The following is an 18,532-nucleotide window of genomic DNA, read 5'->3' on the forward strand; positions in this document are numbered from 1 at the left end:
CATGGCGAACCCGGTTTCCGTCAGCGATGTGCTGATCATCGGCGGCGGCCTGATGGGCGCGTCTGCCGCCCTGTTCCTGCGCCAGCGTGGCCGTTCCGTCACCCTGCTGGAAAGCGATCTGGTGGGGCGGCAAGCCAGCGGCACCAATTTCGGCAATGTGCGCCGCCAGGGCCGCCCCCTCCACCAATTGCCCCTGGCCAACCGCGCCCTTGCCATCTGGCGCCGGGCCAATGAGTTGCTGAGCGCGGATGTGGAATATCTGCAATCCGGCCATATCCGCGTCTGTTATCGGGAGCGGCCGGAAAACATCGCCAAGATGGAGGAATATGCGGCCGAGGCCCGGCATGTCGGGCTGGATCTGGAATTGCTGACCGGCAATGCGCTGCGCGACCGGTTTCCCTTTTTCGGGCCGGATGTGCTGGCCGGTTCCTATTCTGCCATGGATGGCCATGCCAACCCGCGCCTGACCGCACCGGCCTTCGCTCGCGCCGCGCAACGGGCCGGCGCGCAGGTGTTTGAGAATACCCGCATCATCCATGCCGCCAAGCAGGGCACGGATTTTGTGGTGACGGCGGAGGATGGCCGCACCTTCCAGGCACCTGTGTTGCTGATCACCGCCGGGGCCTGGGGCAACAAGCTGTCCCAGCAATTCGGGGAGCCGGTGCCCATCACCCCGCGCGGCCCGAATATGAGCGTGACGGAGCCCGTCCCCTATGCCATCGCTCCCGCTGTGGGCGTGATGACCCCGGTGGAGGAGGAGACGGTCTATTTCCGCCAGGTGGCGCGTGGCAATATCATCCTGGGCGGCAGCACGCGCGGCCCGTCTTACCCCGACCAGTACCGCGCCTATGTGCTGCCGCAGAACACCATGAAGCAGCTAAAACAAATCCGCCGGTTGGCCCCTGCACTGGCCAACCTGAACATCATCCGCGTCTGGTCAGGGATTGAGGGCTATCTGCCCGACAGTTTGCCGGTGATGGGCCCATCGGCCACCACCAGCGGCCTGTTCTACGCCTTCGGCTTTTCCGGTTCCGGCTTCCAGATCGGGCCGGGCGTGGGGGAGACGATGGCCGAACTGATCGATACCGGAACGACGTCGATAGACCTCTCTCATTACGATATCGCAAGGTTCCAGAAGGTGGAGAGCTGAGGTTTCAACAGCACAGATGATCCACCAGTCGATGGCTGGTGCCGGCGGCTTCGCCCGCGAACCGCAAAGCCGGCCGACATCTGTTTGAACTTGTATGGACGGCCCTTACCGCGCCGCCTGCCAGCCCCCGCCCAGCGCCTCTAACAATGCCACCGTCGCCGTCAGCCGGTTCTGGCGGACGGTGAGGGCGGATTGGCGGGCGGACAGGGCGGCCGTCTGGGCGGTGATCACCTCGCTATAGCCCACCGTACCCGCCTTATACTGGTTCAGCACGATGCGTTCGGCCTCCGTCGCCGCCGCGACGGCCTGATCGCGGGCATCGATCTGGCCTTGCAGGGCATTCAGGCTGGAAAGCTGGTCTTCCACCGCCTGCAGGCTGGTCAGCACCGTCTGGCGATAGCCGGCCACCTGCTGGTCATAGGCGGCGATGGCCTGGGCTTTGGCGGCGTCGCGGGCGCCGCCATCGAACAGGTTTTCCGCCAGTTGCGGCCCCACCGACCAGACGAAGTTGGAGGCGCGCAGCAGATCGCCCAGGGCCGAGGCGGTGAAACCGCTGCTGGCACTCAACGTGACATTGGGGAAATAGGCGGCACTGGCCACACCGATTTTCGCATTGGCCGCCGCCATCCTTCGTTCCGCCGCCACAATATCCGGCCGGCGTTCCAGCAGGCTGGCCGGCAGGGCCGCCGGGACCGCCGGCACCTGGGTCGGCAGATCGGCCACGGGCAGGGAGAAATCGGCCGGCGGCTTGCCCACCAGCACGGCGATGGCATGTTCCAGGGCTGCCCGCTGGGATGTCAGCGCGATGGCATTGGCCCGCGCGCTGTCATATTGCGCCTGGGCCTGGGCCACATCGGCCGAAGAGCCCAGATCGGATGCACGGCGATTGCGGGCGATTTCCAGGGAGCGCTGATAGGCGGCCACCGTGGCCGCCAACAGCTTGGACTGGCTGTCCAACGACCGCAGCTGGAAATAGGCGGTGGCCAGCGCCGTCTGGGCCGACAGGCGGGCCGCTGCCAGTTCGGCCGCACTGGCCTGGGCCGTTGCCCCCGCCTGTTCGGAAGCGCGGCGGACCGAGCCCCAGATATCCGGGGCCCAGCTTGCCCCCAGCGTCAGGCTGCGGCTGTTGCGGTAACTGGTTGTCTCCCGCCCGGTCAGCGTGCTGCTGCTGTTGCTGCGCGCCCGGCTGGCCGCGGCACTGGCGCTGACCGTGGGGAAGAAGGCGGCATCGGCGGAATCCACCGCGGCCAGCGCTTGGCGATAGGCTGCCTCTGCAGCGGCAAGGTTCTGGTTGCCCACCTCCACCTGCCGCATCAGCCCGTCCAGTTCGGCGTTGGCGAACAGCGCCCACCATTGGTCCTGCGCCACGCCGGCAGGATTGGCCTGCCGCCAGCCATCGGGCTGTTCCTTGAACTGGCTGGACAGCTGGGCCTGCGGCTTCTGGTAATCCGGCCCGGCGGTGCAGGCCGCCAGCGGAAGGATCAGGCCCAGGGAGAGGATCAGGGGATGGGGTTTCATGCGCCGGTCTCCGGTGCCGTCACGTGGGGTATCGGGCGGTCGTCACGCCGTCCCCGCAGCCGGTCGAGGTAAAGATAAACAATGGGGGTGGTGAAAAGCGTCAGAAGCTGGCTGATCACCAGCCCGCCCATGATGGCAATGCCCAGCGGCTGGCGCAGTTCGGCCCCGTCGCCGGACCCGATGGCCAGCGGCACGGCCCCCAGCAAAGCCACCATGGTGGTCATCAGGATGGGGCGGAAGCGCAGCAGGCTGGCCTGCCGGATCGCCTGCTTCGCCGTCAGCCCCTGATGGCGCTGCGCATCCAGGGCGAAATCGATCATCATGATGGCGTTCTTTTTCACGATACCGATCAACAGGATGACGCCGATCAGGGCGATCAGGCTGAATTCGGTATCAAAGGCCATCAGGGCCAGCACCGCCCCCACCCCCGCCGATGGCAGGGTGGAAAGGATGGTGATGGGGTGGATATAGCTTTCATAGAGCATCCCCAGCACCACATAGACCGCCACCATCGCCGCCAGGATCAGCAAGGGCTGGTTGGACAGCGAGGATTGGAACGCCTGGGCCGTGCCCTGGAAGCCGCCATGCACGCTGGCCGGCATCCCGATATCGGCCGCCGCCCGGTCAATCACCTGCACCGCATCGGAGAGCGATTTACCCGGCGGCAGGTTGAAGGAGATGGTGGATGCTGCGAAATGGCCCTGGTGGTTGACGGCCAACGGCGTGGTGCCGAAACCATGGCTGGCAATGGCCGACAGCGGGATCATGGTGCTGGGCTGGCCCGCCGCAGCGGTCTTGGCGATGAAAATCTGGTCCAGGGTGGAGGGTTCCTGCCAGAAGCGCGGGGCCAGTTGCATCACCACATGATACTGGTTCAGCGGGTTATAGATGGTGGATACCTGCCGCTGCCCGAACGCATCATAGAGCGTATTGTCAATCTGGCTCATGGTGATGCCCAGGCGGGCGGCGGCATCGCGGTCGATGACCAGCGCCACCTCCTGCCCGCCGGTCTGCTGGTCGGAATTGACATCCGCCAGTTCCGGGGACTTGCGCAGCGCCTCCGTCAGCCGGGGCGTCCAGGTGCGCAGATCGTCCAGATCGTCGGCAAAGAGCGTATATTGATACTGAGCATTGCCGGGGCGGCCGCCGACGCGGAAATCCTGTGCGGCCTGCAAGAACAGGCTGGCGCCCGGCACCGGGGCCAGCTTGCCGCGCAGCCGGGCGATCACCTGATCGGCGGACATCTTGCGTTCCGCCAGCGGCTTCAGGGAGATGAACATATTGGCGGAATTCAACTGGCCGCCGCCGGTGAAGCCCACCACGGTTTCCACCGCCGGATCATCCTTCACGATGGCAACGAAGCGGCGCAGCTTGTCCTGCATCGCCTGGAAGGAGATGGTCTGGTCGGCCTGCACCATACCCATGATGCGGCCCGTATCCTGCTGGGGGAAGAACCCCTTGGGGATGGCGCCGAACAGATAGACATTCAGCGCCACCGTGCCCAGCAGGGCCAGCAGCACCAGACGCGGATGGGCCAGCGCCCGGTCCAGCCCATGGCCGTACCAGCCTTGCAACCGGTCAAAAAAGCCGCCCTGGCCGCGTTCATGCGCGGCGCGCGGTGACAGAAGATAGGCGCACATCATCGGCGTGGCGGTCAGGGAGACCACCAACGACACCATGATGGCGGCAGACAGGGTGACGGCAAATTCATTGAACAGCCGCCCCACGATCCCACCCATCAGCAGGATGGGGATGAAGACCGCCACCAACGACACGCTCATGGAGACAACGGTGAACGCCACCTCCCGCGCGCCCAGCAGGGCCGCCTGGAAGCGGCCCATGCCGGCCTCCACATGGCGGGTGACATTTTCCAGCACCACGATGGCATCATCGACCACGAAACCGGTGGCGATGGTCAGCGCCATCAGGGACAGGTTATCCAGGCTGTACCCCATCAGGTACATCACGCCAAAGGTGCCGCAGAGCGAGACCACGGTGGCAACACCGGGGATGAAGGTGGCGCGGATATCGCGCAAAAACGCGAACACCACCAGGATCACCAGCCCCACGGCGATGGCCAGCGTATGTTCCACATCCTTCAGCGAGGCGCGGATGGTGGTGGTGCGGTCCATCGCCACGGCCAGATCAATATCGCCGGGGATCATCTGCCGCAATTCGGGCAGCATGTCGCGCACCCGGTCCACGGTTTCGATGATATTGGCACCGGGCTGGCGGAACAGCACCATCATCACCGCCGGCTGGCCATTGGCCAGCCCCAGGTTGCGCAGATCTTCCACGCCCTGCGTCACCTCTGCCACATCGGTCAGCTTCACCGCCGCCCCGTTGCGATAGGCGATCAGCAGGTCGCGGTAATCGTCGGCCTTGCGGGCCTGATCATTGGTCAGCACCTGGAAGCGCTGGCCATCCTGTTCAATCGCCCCCTTGGGCGTATTGGCATTGGCCGCCGACAGGGCGCTGCGCACCTGTTCCAGGCCGATGCCATATTTGAACAGGGCATTGGGGTTCACATCCACCCGCACCGCCGGCAGCGAACTGCCGCCGATATTGACCTGCCCGATACCCTTCACCTGCGACAGTTTCTGTTGCAGCACCGTGGCCGCCTGATCATAGACCTGACCCGCCGTCATGCTGGCCGAGGTCATGCGCAGGATCATCACCGGCGCGTCGGCCGGGTTGACCTTGCGATATGTCGGATTGCTGCGCAGGCTGGTGGGCAGGTCGGCGCGGGCGGCGTTGATCGCCGCCTGCACATCGCGCGCCGCCCCGTCAATATCCCGGTCCAGGCCGAATTGCAGGATGACGCGGGTGGAGCCGGTGGAACTGGAGGAGGTCATCTCCGTCACATCGGCGATCTGGCCCAGATGGCGTTCCAGCGGCGTGGCCACGCTGGTGGCCATCGTCTCCGGGCTGGCGCCGGGCATGGAAGCCTGGACGGAGATGGTGGGGAAATCCACCTGCGGCAGCGGCGCCACCGGCAGGGAGAAGTAAGAAAGTATCCCCGCGAGCGCGATGCCGATGGTCAGCAGGGTGGTGGCGACCGGCCGGCGGATGAAGGGTTCCACCAAGCTCATGACGCGACCTCCCCTTCCGCCGCCGTGGCCGGCTTGGTGCCGCGCAGACGGCGGGACAGGCTGTCAAAGGCCAGATAGATCACCGGGGTGGTGAACAGGGTCAACACCTGGCTGACGATCAGGCCGCCGACGATGGAAATACCCAGCGGCTGGCGCAGTTCCGACCCCATGCCTGTGCCCAGCATCAGCGGCAGCGCCCCCAGCAAGGCCGCCATCGTCGTCATCATGATGGGGCGGAAGCGCAGGAGACAGGCCTGATAGATCGCCTCCGCCGGGGCCATGCCCTGGTTGCGCTCCGCATCCAGGGCGAAGTCGATCATCATGATGGCGTTTTTCTTGACGATGCCGATCAGCAGCACGATGCCGATAATGCCGATCACCCCCAGATCGCTGCCGGCCAGCATCAAGGCCAACAGCGCCCCGATGCCCGCCGATGGCAGGGTAGAGAGGATCGTCACCGGATGCACGAAGCTCTCATACAGCACGCCCAGCACGATATACATCGTCACCACGGCGGCCAGCACCAGGAACAGCTCATTGGCCAGCGAGGCGCGGAAGGCGAGCGCCGCCCCCTGGAAGCTGGTGACGGTGCCGCTGGGCACACCCAACTCGGCCTCCGCCTTCTCAATCGCGTCCACCGCCTGACCCAGGGCGACCCCGGGGGCGGTGTTGAAGGAAATGGTATTGGCGGGGAACTGGCCCAGATGGCTGATCAGCAGGGGCGCCACGGTTTCCTTCACCGTGGCGAAGCTGGAGAGCGGCACCTGACCGCCGGTGCTGGAGGTCAGCCGGATGCTGTCCAGCGCCTCCACCGACCCGTGCAAAGCCGGATCGGCCTGAAGGATAACCCGGTACTGGTTGGACTGGGTGAAGATGGTGGAGATGATGCGCTGGCCGAAGGCGTTATAAAGGGCCGCATCGACATTGGCCGCCGTGATGCCGTAGCGCGCGGCACTGGCCCGGTCGATGGTGATATAGACGGCCAGCCCCTGATCCTGGGCATTGCTGCCCACATCAGCCAGTTCCGGCAGGGTGGAAAGCTTTTCCACCAGCTTGGGCGTCCAGGCCGCCAGCGCGGCCGGATCGGCATTTTGCAGCACGAACTGATATTGCGCGCGCGAAACGGTGCTTTCCACCGTCAGATCCTGCACCGGCTGCATATAAAGGCTGATGCCCGGTACGGCGGACGTCGCCTCGGTCAGCCGGCGGATGATGGCGCTGATATCGGCGCTGCGTTCTTCCTTGGGCTTCAGGTTGATCTGCATCCGGCCGGTATTCATGGACGCGTTGGTGCCATCCACCCCGATGAAGGAGGAGAGGCTTTCCACATCCGGATCTTTCAGCACGATATCCGCCAGCTTCTGCTGGCGTTCCGCCATGGCGGTGAAGGATGTCGTCTGGTCGGCCTGGGTAATGGCCTGGATCAGGCCGGTATCCTGCAGGGGGAAGAAGCCCTTGGGGATGGTGATATAGAGAAAGGCCGTCAGACCCAGCGTGCCCAGCGCCACCAGCAGGGTCAGCCGCGCATGGCGAAGCACCCAGCGCAGGCAGACGGCATAAAGGTCCAGCACCCGGTCGAACCAGCCCTTGGGCTTGGCCGCCTCCTGCTCCCCCTTCTTATGCGGGCGCAGAAGCACGGCGCACAGCATCGGCACCAGAGTCAGGGAAACGAAGGCCGAAATCAGGATGGTGACGGCCAGGGTGATGGCAAATTCCCGGAACAGCCGACCCACCACATCGCCCATGAACAGCAGCGGGATCAGCACCGCGATCAGGGAGACGGTCAGCGACAGGATGGTGAAACCGATCTGGGCGGAACCTTTCAGCGCCGCCTGCAGCGGTGTCTCCCCCTCCTCCAGATAACGCGCGATATTCTCGATCATCACGATGGCGTCATCGACCACGAAGCCGGTGGCGATGGTCAGCGCCATCAGGGAGAGGTTGTTGATGGAGAATCCGGCCAGATACATCACCGCAAAGGTGCCGACCAGCGACAGCGGCACCGACAGGCTGGGGATGATGGTGGCCGGCACATTGCGCAGGAAGACGAAGATCACCGCCACCACCAGCGCCACCGCCAGCCCCAGTTCCACCTGCACATCGGCGACCGAGGCGCGGATGGTGACGGTGCGGTCGGTCAGCACCGTCAGTTCCAGCGACCCCGGCAGGGAGGCCTTCAGTTCCGGCAGCAGCTTCTTGATATTATCCACCACCTCAATGACATTGGCGCCGGGCTGACGCTGCACATTGACGATGATGGCCGGTTCCTTGTCCTTCCAGGCGGCAAGGTAGGTGTTTTCCGCCCCATCCGTCACCTGCGCCACGTCGGACAGGCGGATGGGCGCGTTGTTGCGATAGGCCACGACCAGATGCCGGTATTCATCGGCACTTTTAAGCTGGTCATTGGCATTGATGGTGTAGGAACGCGACGGCCCGTCAAACGTGCCCTTGGCAATATTGACATTGGCGGCGGCAATGGCGGTGCGCATATCCTCCAGCGTCAGGCCATAGGCGGCCAGCGCGTGCATGTTGGCCTGGATGCGCACGGCCGGGCGCTGGCCCCCGCCCAAGCTGACCAGCCCGACGCCGGGCAGTTGGGAGATTTTGCGCGCCAGCCGGCTATCCACCAGATCGGCCACCTGCGGCAGTGGCATGGTGGCCGAGGTGATGGCCAGCGTGATGATCGGCGCATCGGCCGGATTCACCTTGGCATAAATGGGCGGGGCCGGCAGATCGTTCGGCAACAGGTTGGAGGCGGCATTGATGGCGGCCTGCACCTCCTGTTCGGCCACATCCAGGCTGGTTTCCAGCCCGAACTGCAAGGTGATGACCGAGGCCCCGCCGGAACTGGCCGAGGACATCTGTTTCAAACCCGGCATCTGGCCGAACTGGCGTTCCAGGGGGGCGGTGACCGAGGAGGTCATCACATCCGGGCTGGCACCGGGATACAGCGTCTGTACCTGGATGGTGGGGTAATCCACCTCTGGCAAGGCGGAAATGGGCAACATGCGATAGGCGACAATGCCCACCAGCAGGATGGCCACCATCAGCAGGGTCGTCGCCACCGGCCGCAGGATGAAAATCCGCGACGGGTTGACACCGCCACCCGTCCCGCTGGCCGACCCGCCGGATTCAACCGGGGTGTCTGTCATTTGCCAGCCCCCTGGGCCTTGTCCTGACCAGTCGGTCTGTCGCCCGCCACCTTGGCCACCATGCCGTCACGCAGCTTGTCGGTACCGTCGGTCACCACCTTTTCCCCCGGTTCCAGCCCGGCGGTGATGGCGACCTGCTGGCCAAAGGCGGCACCAGGGGTCACCGGCCGGACGGAAACCTTGTTTTCCCCATCCAGCACATAGACGAATGGCCCCTTGGCCCCCTGCAACAGGGCGGCCGAGGGGATCAGCGTGGCATCGGCCCGCGTCTCCACCCGCATTTCCACATTGACGAACTGGTTGGGGAACAAGGCCTCGTCCCCATTATCGAAGCTGGCGCGCAGCTTCACCGTGCCGGTGCTGGTATCGATGGCATTGTCCAGCGTGGTCAGCCGGCCTTCAGCCAGCTTGGCCTTGCCGGCCCGGTCATAGGCGGTGACGGCCAGCGTGGCACCCTGGCGCAACTGCACCCGCACCGCCGGCAACTGATCTTCCGGCAGGGTGAAGATGATGCTCATCGGCTGCATCTGGGTGATGGTGACGATGCCATTGGCATCACCCGTAGTAACATAATTGCCGGGGTCGACCACCCGCAGGCCGACCCGGCCGGAGACGGGGGCGGTGATGCGGGCATAAGTCAGGTTCAGCCTGGCCGTATTGATCTGGGCCATGTCGCTGGCGACCGTGCCCTCATATTGCTGCACCAGGGCTTCCTGGGCGGTCAGTTGCTGGCGGGCGATGCTGTCCTGCTGCACCAGCACGCGGTAACGCTCCAGATCCAGCTTGGCATTTTTCAGCAGCGCCTGATCGCGCTGCAACTGGCCCTGATACTGGCTGAGCGACAATTCATAGGGACGGGGATCGATCTGGGCCAGGAAGTCGCCCTGCTTCACCGTCTGGCCTTCCTGAAATCCCACCTCCACCAGTTGGCCGGAAAGCTGCGGGCGGACGGTGATGCGCGACAGCGGTGTGACGGTGCCCAGCCCCCGCACGGTGACCGGAAGTTCCCCCTTGGTCACCGGGGCGGCGACCACGGAAGGCACCATGCCGCCACGGCCGCGCCCGATATCCGCCGCCGGCGGGCGGTGCAGGATGACCCAGCCCAGAAGCCCCACCACCGCAACGCCGCCCAACACCCAGGCACCAAGCCGGAGCCGCCCATTCACCATCTTGATCACCGGTTTTAAACAATCTTATGAGATTTCATACGCGGCCAAGTCTTTCACCCTGCATTACTTTTATTTAACATGGGTAGTGGCGGCCCTCCCCCATCCCACGGTGATGGTGGCGTAAAGGCAGGGAAAGCGTATTTCAGGCAGCGATCATTGCTGGCCTTGCCATAAGGTTGCATAGATGCCTTGCTTGGCCAGCAAGGCATCATGCGTGCCCTGTTCGACCAGACGCCCCTGATCCAGCACCAGGATCAGGTCGGCATCCTTCACCGAATGCAGCCGATGGGCGACAACCAGCGTCGTGCGGCCCTGGGCGAACCCGTCGAGAAAGCCCTGCACCGCCCGTTCTGTCAGCGAATCCAGCGAGGCGGTGGCCTCATCCAGCAGCAGGATGGGGGCATCCTTCAAAATGGCGCGGGCCAGCGCCAACCGCTGGCGCTGGCCGCCCGACAGCCGGGCCCCGCCCTCCCCTACCGCCGTGTCATAGCCATCGGGCAGACTGGCGATAAATTCATCCAGCAGGGCGGCGTGGGCAGCCATCCGCACCGCGTCCCGGCTGGCACCGGGGCAGCCATAGGCGATGTTGGCATGGATCGTATCGTCAAAGACGCCGCTTTCCTGGCTGACCAGGGTGACATGCTGGCGCAGCGAGGACAGGGTGACACCCCTGATATCCTGTCCATCGATCAGGATACGGCCGGCATCCGGGTCATGGAAACGCGGGATCAGGTTCAGCAGGGTGGATTTGCCCGCCCCCGACCGGCCCACCAGCCCCACCTTGGCCCCCGGCGGGATATCCAGGCTGAGGCCGGTCAGCGTCGCCGGGCCGTCCCCATAGCCAAAATCCACGCGCTCGAAGCAGATCGCCCCCTGCGGCCGGGGCAGGTCAACCGCGTCGGCCGCCTCCGCGATCACCGGGGCGGTGTCGGCCAGATCGAACAGCCGGGCCAGGGCGGCATCGGCATTGCGCCGGGCCACCATTGCGGCGGCCAGCCGGCGCAGCACCAGGGAGATGGCGACAAAGCCGCTGGTGAAGGCCACCAGCGTGCCCGCCCCCGGCCCGGCACCGGACAGGCCCGCCCCGCCCAGCAGGATCAGCGCCGCCAGCCCGATGCCGCCAATCAGCTCCATCAAGGGGGTGGAGAGCGCATGGACATGGATTTCACCGGCATAGGCATTGGTGGTGCGGTCCATGGCGGCCCAGGCACGCGCCACCTCCGGCCCCTCCATGCGGTAGGTCTTCACCTGCCGGATGCCCTGCAGCAACTGGCCAAGCCGGGCGGCCATGCGGACGATTTCCGCATTCAGCGTGGCGGAATGGGCGGCGGCACGCCGGCCCAACTGACGGATCGGCAAGGCGCCCAGCGCCAGCGCCAGAAATGTCATCAGGCTCAACCGCCAATCGACCCAGAACATCCAGCCGACCAGGGCCAGCATGGTGACCAGATCGCGCCCCACCGCCCCCAGCCCCGGCCCCAGCATATTCTGCACCAGCAGCGTATCCCGCTGCACCTGGGCAACAATGCCGGTGGAGACACGGGCCTGAAGATAGGCCAGATCGGCCCCGATCAGCCGCGCCACCACCTGTTTCTGCAAGGTGGAGACGGCGCGCGTGCCGGCCACGGAGAGCGATATCATCTGCCCATAGCCGCCAACACCACGCAGCGCGGCGAACAGCACCGCCGCCCCCGCCAGCAGCGCCAGTTCCCCGCCGGAGACGCTGGCAGCAAAGGCACGGTCGACCACGCGTTTCAGCAATTCGGTCTGGGCCAGGGTACCGGCCGTCACCAGCCCGGTGCCCAGCACCCAGACCAGCAGACGCCCCCGCGACTGCTGCCAGATATCGGCGAACAGCCGCCCCCATAGCCGCATGGCCGCCCTTGTATCCGGCATCTCAGAAAGTCCGCGCCAGGGTGACGGCCAGATAATCCCGGTCGGCCAGCCATTGCCGGGCGGGGGAGCCGATGAAATGAGTCAGGCTGATGCTGGCCTTCCAGACAGAACGATAGGTGGCGGTGACGCCCAGGAACAGGTCGCCCGCCCCTTCATTCTGCACCCGGTAGCTGAGGCTGTACCCGCTGAGATTATAGCCCAGCCCGATGGGCACGGTCAGGTCCAGGTTGGGCAGCACCCGGAAATAGCGGGGTTCGAACAGCACACGCAGCTTGGATGCCACCGGCTTCCATTGCGGGCTGACCAGTGTGGGCTGATGGTCCAACACGGCATCCAGGGTCGCTTCCGCATTCAGGTCGGCGCTGTCCCACAGCGCCGTGCGGCCGAACGGGGTGGTCAGCGATAATTGCCCATGCAGGGTCTGCCCCGTGACAAAGGCATTATCGCCGGCCGTATCGGCATAGCTGGAACTGGCCAGATAGAGCGGCATATGGCGGCGATAGGCCAGTTCACCGGACACCATGCCCTCACCGGCAGCGGCGCTGAAACTGGCGCCATAAAGCTGGATACCGCCGGGATAGACCAGTTGATAGCGCCCGACGCTGCTGCCGGTGGCGCCGGGGCGGACCCAACTGCGATATTGCGGGTCCATGGCGTTGTAGCGCAGGGCATAGAGCCCGTAATCCACCCCATCGAACTGAATATGCAGGGAGGCACCATATTGCCCCCTGGCCGAGGGCGTGACATCCGGGCCACGGGAGAGAGAACGGCCGGGCGCGATATAAAGCCGGTCGCCACCCGCCCCCAGTTGATCCAGATAGCTGAAATAGGTGCCGCTGCCCGACAGCCGCGCCGGCCGCCATTCCAACTGATGATAAAAGGACAAGGACAGATCGGCCGCCGGCTGCAGGGTCAGGGCGACCTGCCCCACCGGGCGATAGGCATCGCTGCTATAGGCACTTTGCGTGCCGATGGGACGGGTATAATCGACCGGGGCCTGGGAGGCAGCGATGGAATTGGCGTCATAAAACAGGCTCTCCCCCCAGAGTAGAACCTGCCGCCCGGCACGCAGGGTCAGCGGCATGTCGGCCAGGGTGACGCTGCCATAGGCGAAGGCTTCACGCAGTTCGGCATGGCGGCCGTAAAGGTCGGCCACGGCGGGGGCAAAGCGGCCGGGGGCGGCGGTCGACGCATTGCCGGCGGGCAGTTGGGCGGCATCCGTACCCTGGCGGTAAACCCGGTCATACCAGGCCATGGCGCTGGCATGAATACCCCAATCCGCCTTAGCCATATCCAGGGCGGAGACCAGATCCAGTCGGTTGGAGATCAGGCCCGGTTTGAAATTGCGGTCGCCATCATCCCAGTTCAAATCCGCCAGCAGGGCCGCATCCTGGCCGTTGAGGCGGCTGGCCAGCGTATAGCGCAGCATATTGTCCCAGCGGATGGTCAGCCCATCCTTGGCATAAAGCTCCGCCGCCACGGCGGATGAAGGGGGCAGCAGAACCGCGCCGGCCAGCAGCAGCGGCTTGATCCGGCATGATAAAGACGGGCGGAAATGAGTTGCCACTTGTGTCACTTCCCACCCTGGGTAATGATCGCCCCGCCCTGTGGCCCGACGCCGCCGCCGGGCCGCATGGGCAGAACCGGCAAAAGCAACGGGCCGTTGCGGCCTACACGCCGGAGAACAGGGCGTCCGGTGCCGAACCCTATGCGAATATTCGCTGTCCTGTCCATTATCCTGCTGGCCAGCTTTTCCTCTGGCACTGTTTGGGCACAAGTGTCCGAACAAGAAGCAGGGGCGCTGAAAACCACGCTGACGCCCGTGGGGGCGGAACGGGCTGGCAACAAGGATGGCAGCATCCCCGCCTGGACCGGCGGGCTGGTCGATCCCGCCTATGCCGTGACCAGCGGCCCCCGGCGCGATCCGTTTGCCGGCGAGAAGCCGCTGTTTTCCATCACCGCCGCCAATTGGCAGGACCATGCCGACAAGCTGCCGGAAGGGGCCAAACAATTGTTCCGGACCCATCCCGGCTACCGGATGGATATCTACCCCAGCCACCGCACGGCGGCGGCCCCGCAGGCGGTCTATGACAATATTTTCCGCAATGCCACCAGCGCCCGCCCGGCGGCCGGCGGCATCCAATATGGGGTGGAAGGTGCCATTGGTGGCATCCCCTTCCCCATCCCGAAGGACGGCTTCCAGGCGGTGTGGAACCATCTGCTGGCCTATTGGGGACCAGCGCGGGAAGTGACGGTCAGCACCTATGTGGTGCCGGCGGGCGGGGCGGTGGAACTGACCAGCGCCTATCGGGAGATTGCGGATTTCCCCTATTACTATCCCGGTGCCAAGCCGGCCGATCTGGACGGCTATTACTTCAAAAGCATCCGGCTGGCGACGGCCCCGGCCTCGCGTATCGGGGAGGGATATCTCTACTGGCAGTCGTTGGATATCAAACGGCGGGAACTGGCGGCCTGGCGGCTGTTGCCGGGGGAAAAGCGGGTGCGCAAGGCCCCGCCCATTTCCTATGACGTGCCGGACCCCAATGCCGCCGGCTATATGACGCAGAATGAATATTACATCTTTTTCGGCGCGCTGGACCATTACAGCTTCAAGCTGGTCGGCAAGGCGGAGATGTATATTCCCTATAATAACAACCGGCTTTACACGTTGCCGCTGTCCGGCCTGCTGGGCAAGGACCACCCCAACCCGGATGCGCTGCGGTACGAGCTGCACCGGGTCTGGGTGGTGGAAGGCACGCTGGCCCAAGGCGCGCATGATGTGGTGCCGCGCCGCCGGCTTTATCTGGATGAAGACACCTGGATGGCTGTCTATGCCGATGGCTGGGACGAAAATGGCAAGCTGTGGAAATTCGGTCAGGCGACCATGTATCTGATGCCGGACGTGCCGGCGGTCGTGATAGGCAGCCAGTTCGTGCATGATTTTGAACTGGGCGGTTATGCCTTCACCTTCGCCTTCAACGAGGCCCCGCAGCATTACCAACTGACCGCCCCCCATCCCGCGACATATTTCAGCCCGGAGGCGCTGGCCGCCCGGTCGCGGTGAGAATTCATTCAGAAATTTCCCTTTCATTTTCAATATAATAACCGTCATTCCCGCGAAGGCGGGAATCCAAAATCCGTGCTGTCGTATGGAGTCCCGCCTTCGCGGGAATGACGGTGGTGAAGGGGCAAAGTTTCGAAAAACATTATAACCTTCAGGACAGACACTGAGCGCGGGCCTGTCTTAAAAATTCTCATAATCAGCAAAGCAAATGCGCATTCCCTGGGGCGGCATCGGCTGTCCCGGCTTGGGGGCGGCGGTCAGGAACCAGCCCTCTGGCGGGGGGCCCAGCACGGCGCGCAACTGGTCATGCAACGGGTCGCGCCGGTCGACCATGAAGCGGATGGAGCCGGCGCCGATGCTGCGGCCGAAGCGGCGCAGTTCGGCCAGCAGGGCCGGCAGTTCCGCCGGGGTGACGGGTTCCATCCCCCCCACCTTCAGCACCCCGCCGGGGGAAAGCAGCAGAAGACGGCCCCGGATGGTGACGACATGCGCCCCCATGGCCCGCCGGCTGGCCAGATAATCCCCATCATGCCGTACCCGCCAGAAGGATGGCTGCCCGGCAGCATCCATCGCCGGTGCCGCCACCATCGCCGGCGGCAGGTCGGCCGCCGCAACCCCAGCCAGGGCCAGCGGGGCCCAAAGCCGGCGGCGCAGCCTCGCCCCCAGCCCGCCCGCTGGCCCCAGCGGGATTTCAAATGGATCAATCCGGCCGATCTCCTGATGGCCCAGGCGGCGTTTCAGCAAGGCCCCGCTCATCGGGTTGCAGAAGCCAAAGGTCAGGTCGCCGCCATCGCGCCAGATTTCATCCATCAAGGCTTCATAGAGCATGGGCGTGGCCCGCCCGTTGCGCAGGCCCTTGGCGATGAAGATGTCGCATAATTGCCAGCCGCTGAGCACCTGTGCCGCAGCCTCAATGCGGAAATGGATGGCACCGATACAGCCAACGGGCTGGCCTTGCTCATACAGCACATAGCCCTTGCCCGGCCCCGCCGGGCCGCCGGGGCCATATTTGCGCTGCCAGCGTGCCGGGTCCAGCCGCTGGCCCGTCACGCCATTGATGACGGCGACCATATGCGGGATGGTGGAAGGGGTCAGGGGGGCGATGCTCAGGCTCATGCCGCGTAAGCCTCGTGCCCATAGCCACCGGCGGCCACGATGGCGCGCTGTGCCCTGGCACTGATGAAGGGGTTCACGCCCAGCCGGTTGATCAGGCGGGGATCGCCAACATCCTCGGCGCGGGCATAATCGGTCAGCCCCTGGCGGCGATAGCCCGCCTGTTCGGCCAGATCGGCCAAAGCCGGGCTGTAATCCCCATCCGGCCAGGCGAAATCATGCACCGGCTGGCCCGTCACCCCCTCCAGCCAGCTTTTGCCCAAGGTCAGTTCGGCGGCCGCCTCTGCCGTGGACAGGGTGGAGAAGTTGCAATGGCTGACCCCATGGCCCCCCAGCCGCACCAGCGGATGGCGGCCCAGCCGGGCCAGTTCCCCTTCATCCAGCAGGCGCCAGTAATCCGCCAGGTCCGCCGGCAGGTGGGTCTGTGATACGCCATTGCGGCGATGTCGTTCCAGGACGGACAGCAATTCGGCCAGGAAGGCCGGCGGGCTTGTCTTGCACAGGCGTTTCAGCGGCACGCCATCGCGTTGGCGCCGCCATTGCCGGGCACTGTCCTGCACGAAAACATCCCCCGCCACCGTCAGCGGGCCGGGATATTCCCACGCCGTCAGGTCCAGCCGATCAGCCCATAGAAAGGGTTCATGCTCCCCACCCGGCAGGAAGTCCCGCGCATGGGCCAGTTCCCGCACCGCCCGGATGGCGGTGACATATAGCGTCGCCGGCACCCCGGCCGCCGACAGCACTGGCAGCGCATGGGTGAGGAAATTGCGATAGCCATCATCAAAGGTGACGGCCACGCGCGGACCCGCCGCATCCGGCCGGTCAAACAGATCATCCAGCGGCACGAAGCGCAGGCCGGGCGTGGCAGCCAGCATGGCCAGATCGGCGGCCAGCCGGGCGGCAGAGACAAAGCGCGTGTTGAAACGCCGGTCGCCGGTGCGGGTGACACCGTGATAGATCAACACCCGCCTGGCATTGGCCGGCATCGGCCGCGACCGCCAGCCGCGCAGTTCAAAGCGCAGGTTCACCAGCCGGGATTTCAGCATCATCTTCCCTTTCGGGTGAAAGGATCAGGCCGTCAGCCCGATATAGGCCATGCTGGCCAGCCGCTGCATGATGGCGGCCGACATGTCGCCCGCCATCACCATGGACAGCCGGTCATCCTGCCAGACACAGATGCGCAGATCGGCCCGTTTGAACTGATCAAACCGCACCGTACCGTCGGATTGACGCAGATAAATGGTGACCAGTTTGCCCTGCGCATCCCGATAGGCGATGCTGGCCGCATCCTCCTCCAGATGCACACCGGCCAGCGTATAGCCGGCCCGGCTCAGGTCCGGCACCTTCACCTTCAACTCCATGATCCGGCTCAACGCCTCATTATAGGGCGTCAGGTCCGCCGGCGTGCCGGGCAGGCTGGCGGTGCGGGCATCCAGCGCCAGCGCCACCACATCGCCCGGCACCGCACCGGGCCGCAGCCAAAGGGCCCCGCCACCGGCCAGAACCAGGGCCACAACAGCGGCGGCGGCAAACCGGCGCCAGTCGCCCCAACCCTGGCGGGCGGCGGGAATGGCGTTTGCCCGGTCGATCAGGTGCTGTGGCACCGGCCGGTCGATCAGGGGGCCGTAAAGCTGTTTCATCATCGCCTTCTGGGCGCGATAGTCGGCGACGCGGGCGGCCAATACGGCATCCGCCTGGATCATCGCTTCCACCGTGCGCGCACGGTGGGGCGGCAGCTCGCCATCGATAAGGGCGTGCAACTCTTCCTCCGTGATCGGTGGATCTATGGGTCGATGCTCGCTCACGTCTTGTCTTTCGGTGCCACGGGCAGCGGTATGACCTCCGCGCCTTCTCCTTGTAAAACCGACCGCAACCGCTCACGTGCCCGGGCCAGACGGGACATCACGGTACCGATCGGGATTTTCAATTCCTCCGCTATCTCGCGGTAACTTAGTTCCTCCACACTCACCAACAACAATATTTCACGGTGTTCGGGCGCCAAACGATTGACCGCCGCGATAAAATCCCGCGCCGCGCCGGTATCGACCGGCGGGGCGCTCAACTCCACCGCATCGACCAGTTCGGTAATATCCTGCTCCGTGCCCCGCGTGCGGCCCTTGCGGATCTCATCGGTATAGAGATTGCGCAGGATACGACGCAGCCAAGCCGACAGCAGCGGCATTTCCCGTAACTGCGCCGATTGGCGCAGTGCCCGTTCGATGCAATCCTGCACCAGATCGTCAGCCTGGGCGACATTGCCCGCCAGCGTCATGGCATAACGCCGCAACGCCGGAAGCTGCGCGATCAGCGCATTGGCAAACTGTTTGGGGCGTGTCACGGCTACCGGCTCTCCGACACGGATCGGGTACGGGGTTGGG

The 18,532-nt window shown here is 65.0% G+C and carries 12 protein-coding genes; 2 read left to right on the forward strand and 10 right to left on the reverse strand.

Annotated features, from left to right (window positions below):
* The first annotated feature begins 1 nt into the window (after nt 1).
* Nucleotides 2–1,150: an FAD-binding oxidoreductase gene (locus GE253_RS12640; RefSeq protein WP_153204492.1), complete on the forward strand. Its 1,149-nt coding sequence runs from the start codon at nt 2–4 to the stop codon at nt 1,148–1,150.
* 105 nt (nt 1,151–1,255) lie between these two features.
* Here the strand turns inward: GE253_RS12640 and GE253_RS12645 are convergent, their stop codons facing one another.
* The 6 genes from GE253_RS12645 to GE253_RS12670 form a co-directional block, all read right to left on the reverse strand.
* The gene (locus GE253_RS12645) at nt 1,256–2,668 is read right to left on the reverse strand and encodes an efflux transporter outer membrane subunit (protein WP_153204493.1); all 1,413 of its coding nucleotides are present in this window, start codon (nt 2,666–2,668) and stop codon (nt 1,256–1,258) included.
* A complete protein-coding gene (locus GE253_RS12650; protein ID WP_153204494.1) occupies nt 2,665–5,760 on the reverse strand; it encodes a multidrug efflux RND transporter permease subunit in 3,096 nt (1,031 codons plus the stop codon). The genes GE253_RS12645 and GE253_RS12650 overlap by 4 nt, the downstream gene beginning before the upstream one ends.
* The gene (locus GE253_RS12655; RefSeq protein WP_153204495.1) at nt 5,757–8,912 is read right to left on the reverse strand and encodes an MdtB/MuxB family multidrug efflux RND transporter permease subunit; all 3,156 of its coding nucleotides are present in this window, start codon (nt 8,910–8,912) and stop codon (nt 5,757–5,759) included. The genes GE253_RS12650 and GE253_RS12655 overlap by 4 nt, the downstream gene beginning before the upstream one ends.
* Entirely contained in the window at nt 8,909–10,081 is a 1,173-nt protein-coding gene (locus tag GE253_RS12660; RefSeq protein WP_153204496.1) for an MdtA/MuxA family multidrug efflux RND transporter periplasmic adaptor subunit, read from the reverse strand. The genes GE253_RS12655 and GE253_RS12660 overlap by 4 nt, the downstream gene beginning before the upstream one ends.
* A 153-nt stretch (nt 10,082–10,234) precedes the next feature.
* On the reverse strand, nt 10,235–11,977 hold the full coding sequence (locus GE253_RS12665; RefSeq protein WP_153204497.1) for an ABC transporter ATP-binding protein: 1,743 nt from the start codon (nt 11,975–11,977) through the stop codon (nt 10,235–10,237).
* A 1-nt stretch (nt 11,978) separates the two neighbouring features.
* Nucleotides 11,979–13,544 (reverse strand): DUF1302 family protein, encoded by a 1,566-nt coding sequence (locus GE253_RS12670; protein ID WP_173012619.1) that lies wholly within the window; start codon nt 13,542–13,544, stop codon nt 11,979–11,981.
* A 141-nt stretch (nt 13,545–13,685) separates the two neighbouring features.
* On the opposite strand from GE253_RS12670, the gene GE253_RS12675 reads away from it, so the two are divergent.
* Nucleotides 13,686–15,041, forward strand: coding sequence for a DUF1329 domain-containing protein (locus GE253_RS12675; protein ID WP_173012620.1), 1,356 nt, complete (start codon nt 13,686–13,688; stop codon nt 15,039–15,041).
* 180 nt (nt 15,042–15,221) lie between these two features.
* Here GE253_RS12675 and GE253_RS12680 read toward each other — a convergent pair whose 3' ends face one another.
* From GE253_RS12680 to GE253_RS12695, 4 genes are read right to left on the reverse strand one after another with little or no spacing between them, the layout of a single operon-like run.
* Complete coding sequence (locus tag GE253_RS12680; RefSeq protein ID WP_153204500.1) at nt 15,222–16,157, reverse strand: hypothetical protein; 936 nt, start codon at nt 16,155–16,157, stop codon at nt 15,222–15,224.
* Complete coding sequence (locus GE253_RS12685; RefSeq protein ID WP_153204501.1) at nt 16,154–17,203, reverse strand: polysaccharide deacetylase family protein; 1,050 nt, start codon at nt 17,201–17,203, stop codon at nt 16,154–16,156. Before GE253_RS12685 ends, GE253_RS12680 begins: the two co-directional genes overlap by 4 nt.
* Nucleotides 17,204–17,224: 21 nt before the next feature.
* Nucleotides 17,225–17,914 carry a hypothetical protein gene (locus GE253_RS12690; RefSeq protein ID WP_153204502.1) on the reverse strand — a complete coding sequence of 230 codons (690 nt, stop codon included), beginning with the start codon at nt 17,912–17,914 and terminating at the stop codon, nt 17,225–17,227.
* 41 nt (nt 17,915–17,955) lie between these two features.
* Nucleotides 17,956–18,492 (reverse strand): RNA polymerase sigma factor, encoded by a 537-nt coding sequence (locus tag GE253_RS12695; RefSeq protein WP_348770842.1) that lies wholly within the window; start codon nt 18,490–18,492, stop codon nt 17,956–17,958.
* Nucleotides 18,493–18,532: the final 40 nt, after the last annotated feature.

It is taken from the genome of Niveispirillum sp. SYP-B3756 (assembly GCF_009495745.1).
Taxonomy (GTDB): domain Bacteria; phylum Pseudomonadota; class Alphaproteobacteria; order Azospirillales; family Azospirillaceae; genus Niveispirillum.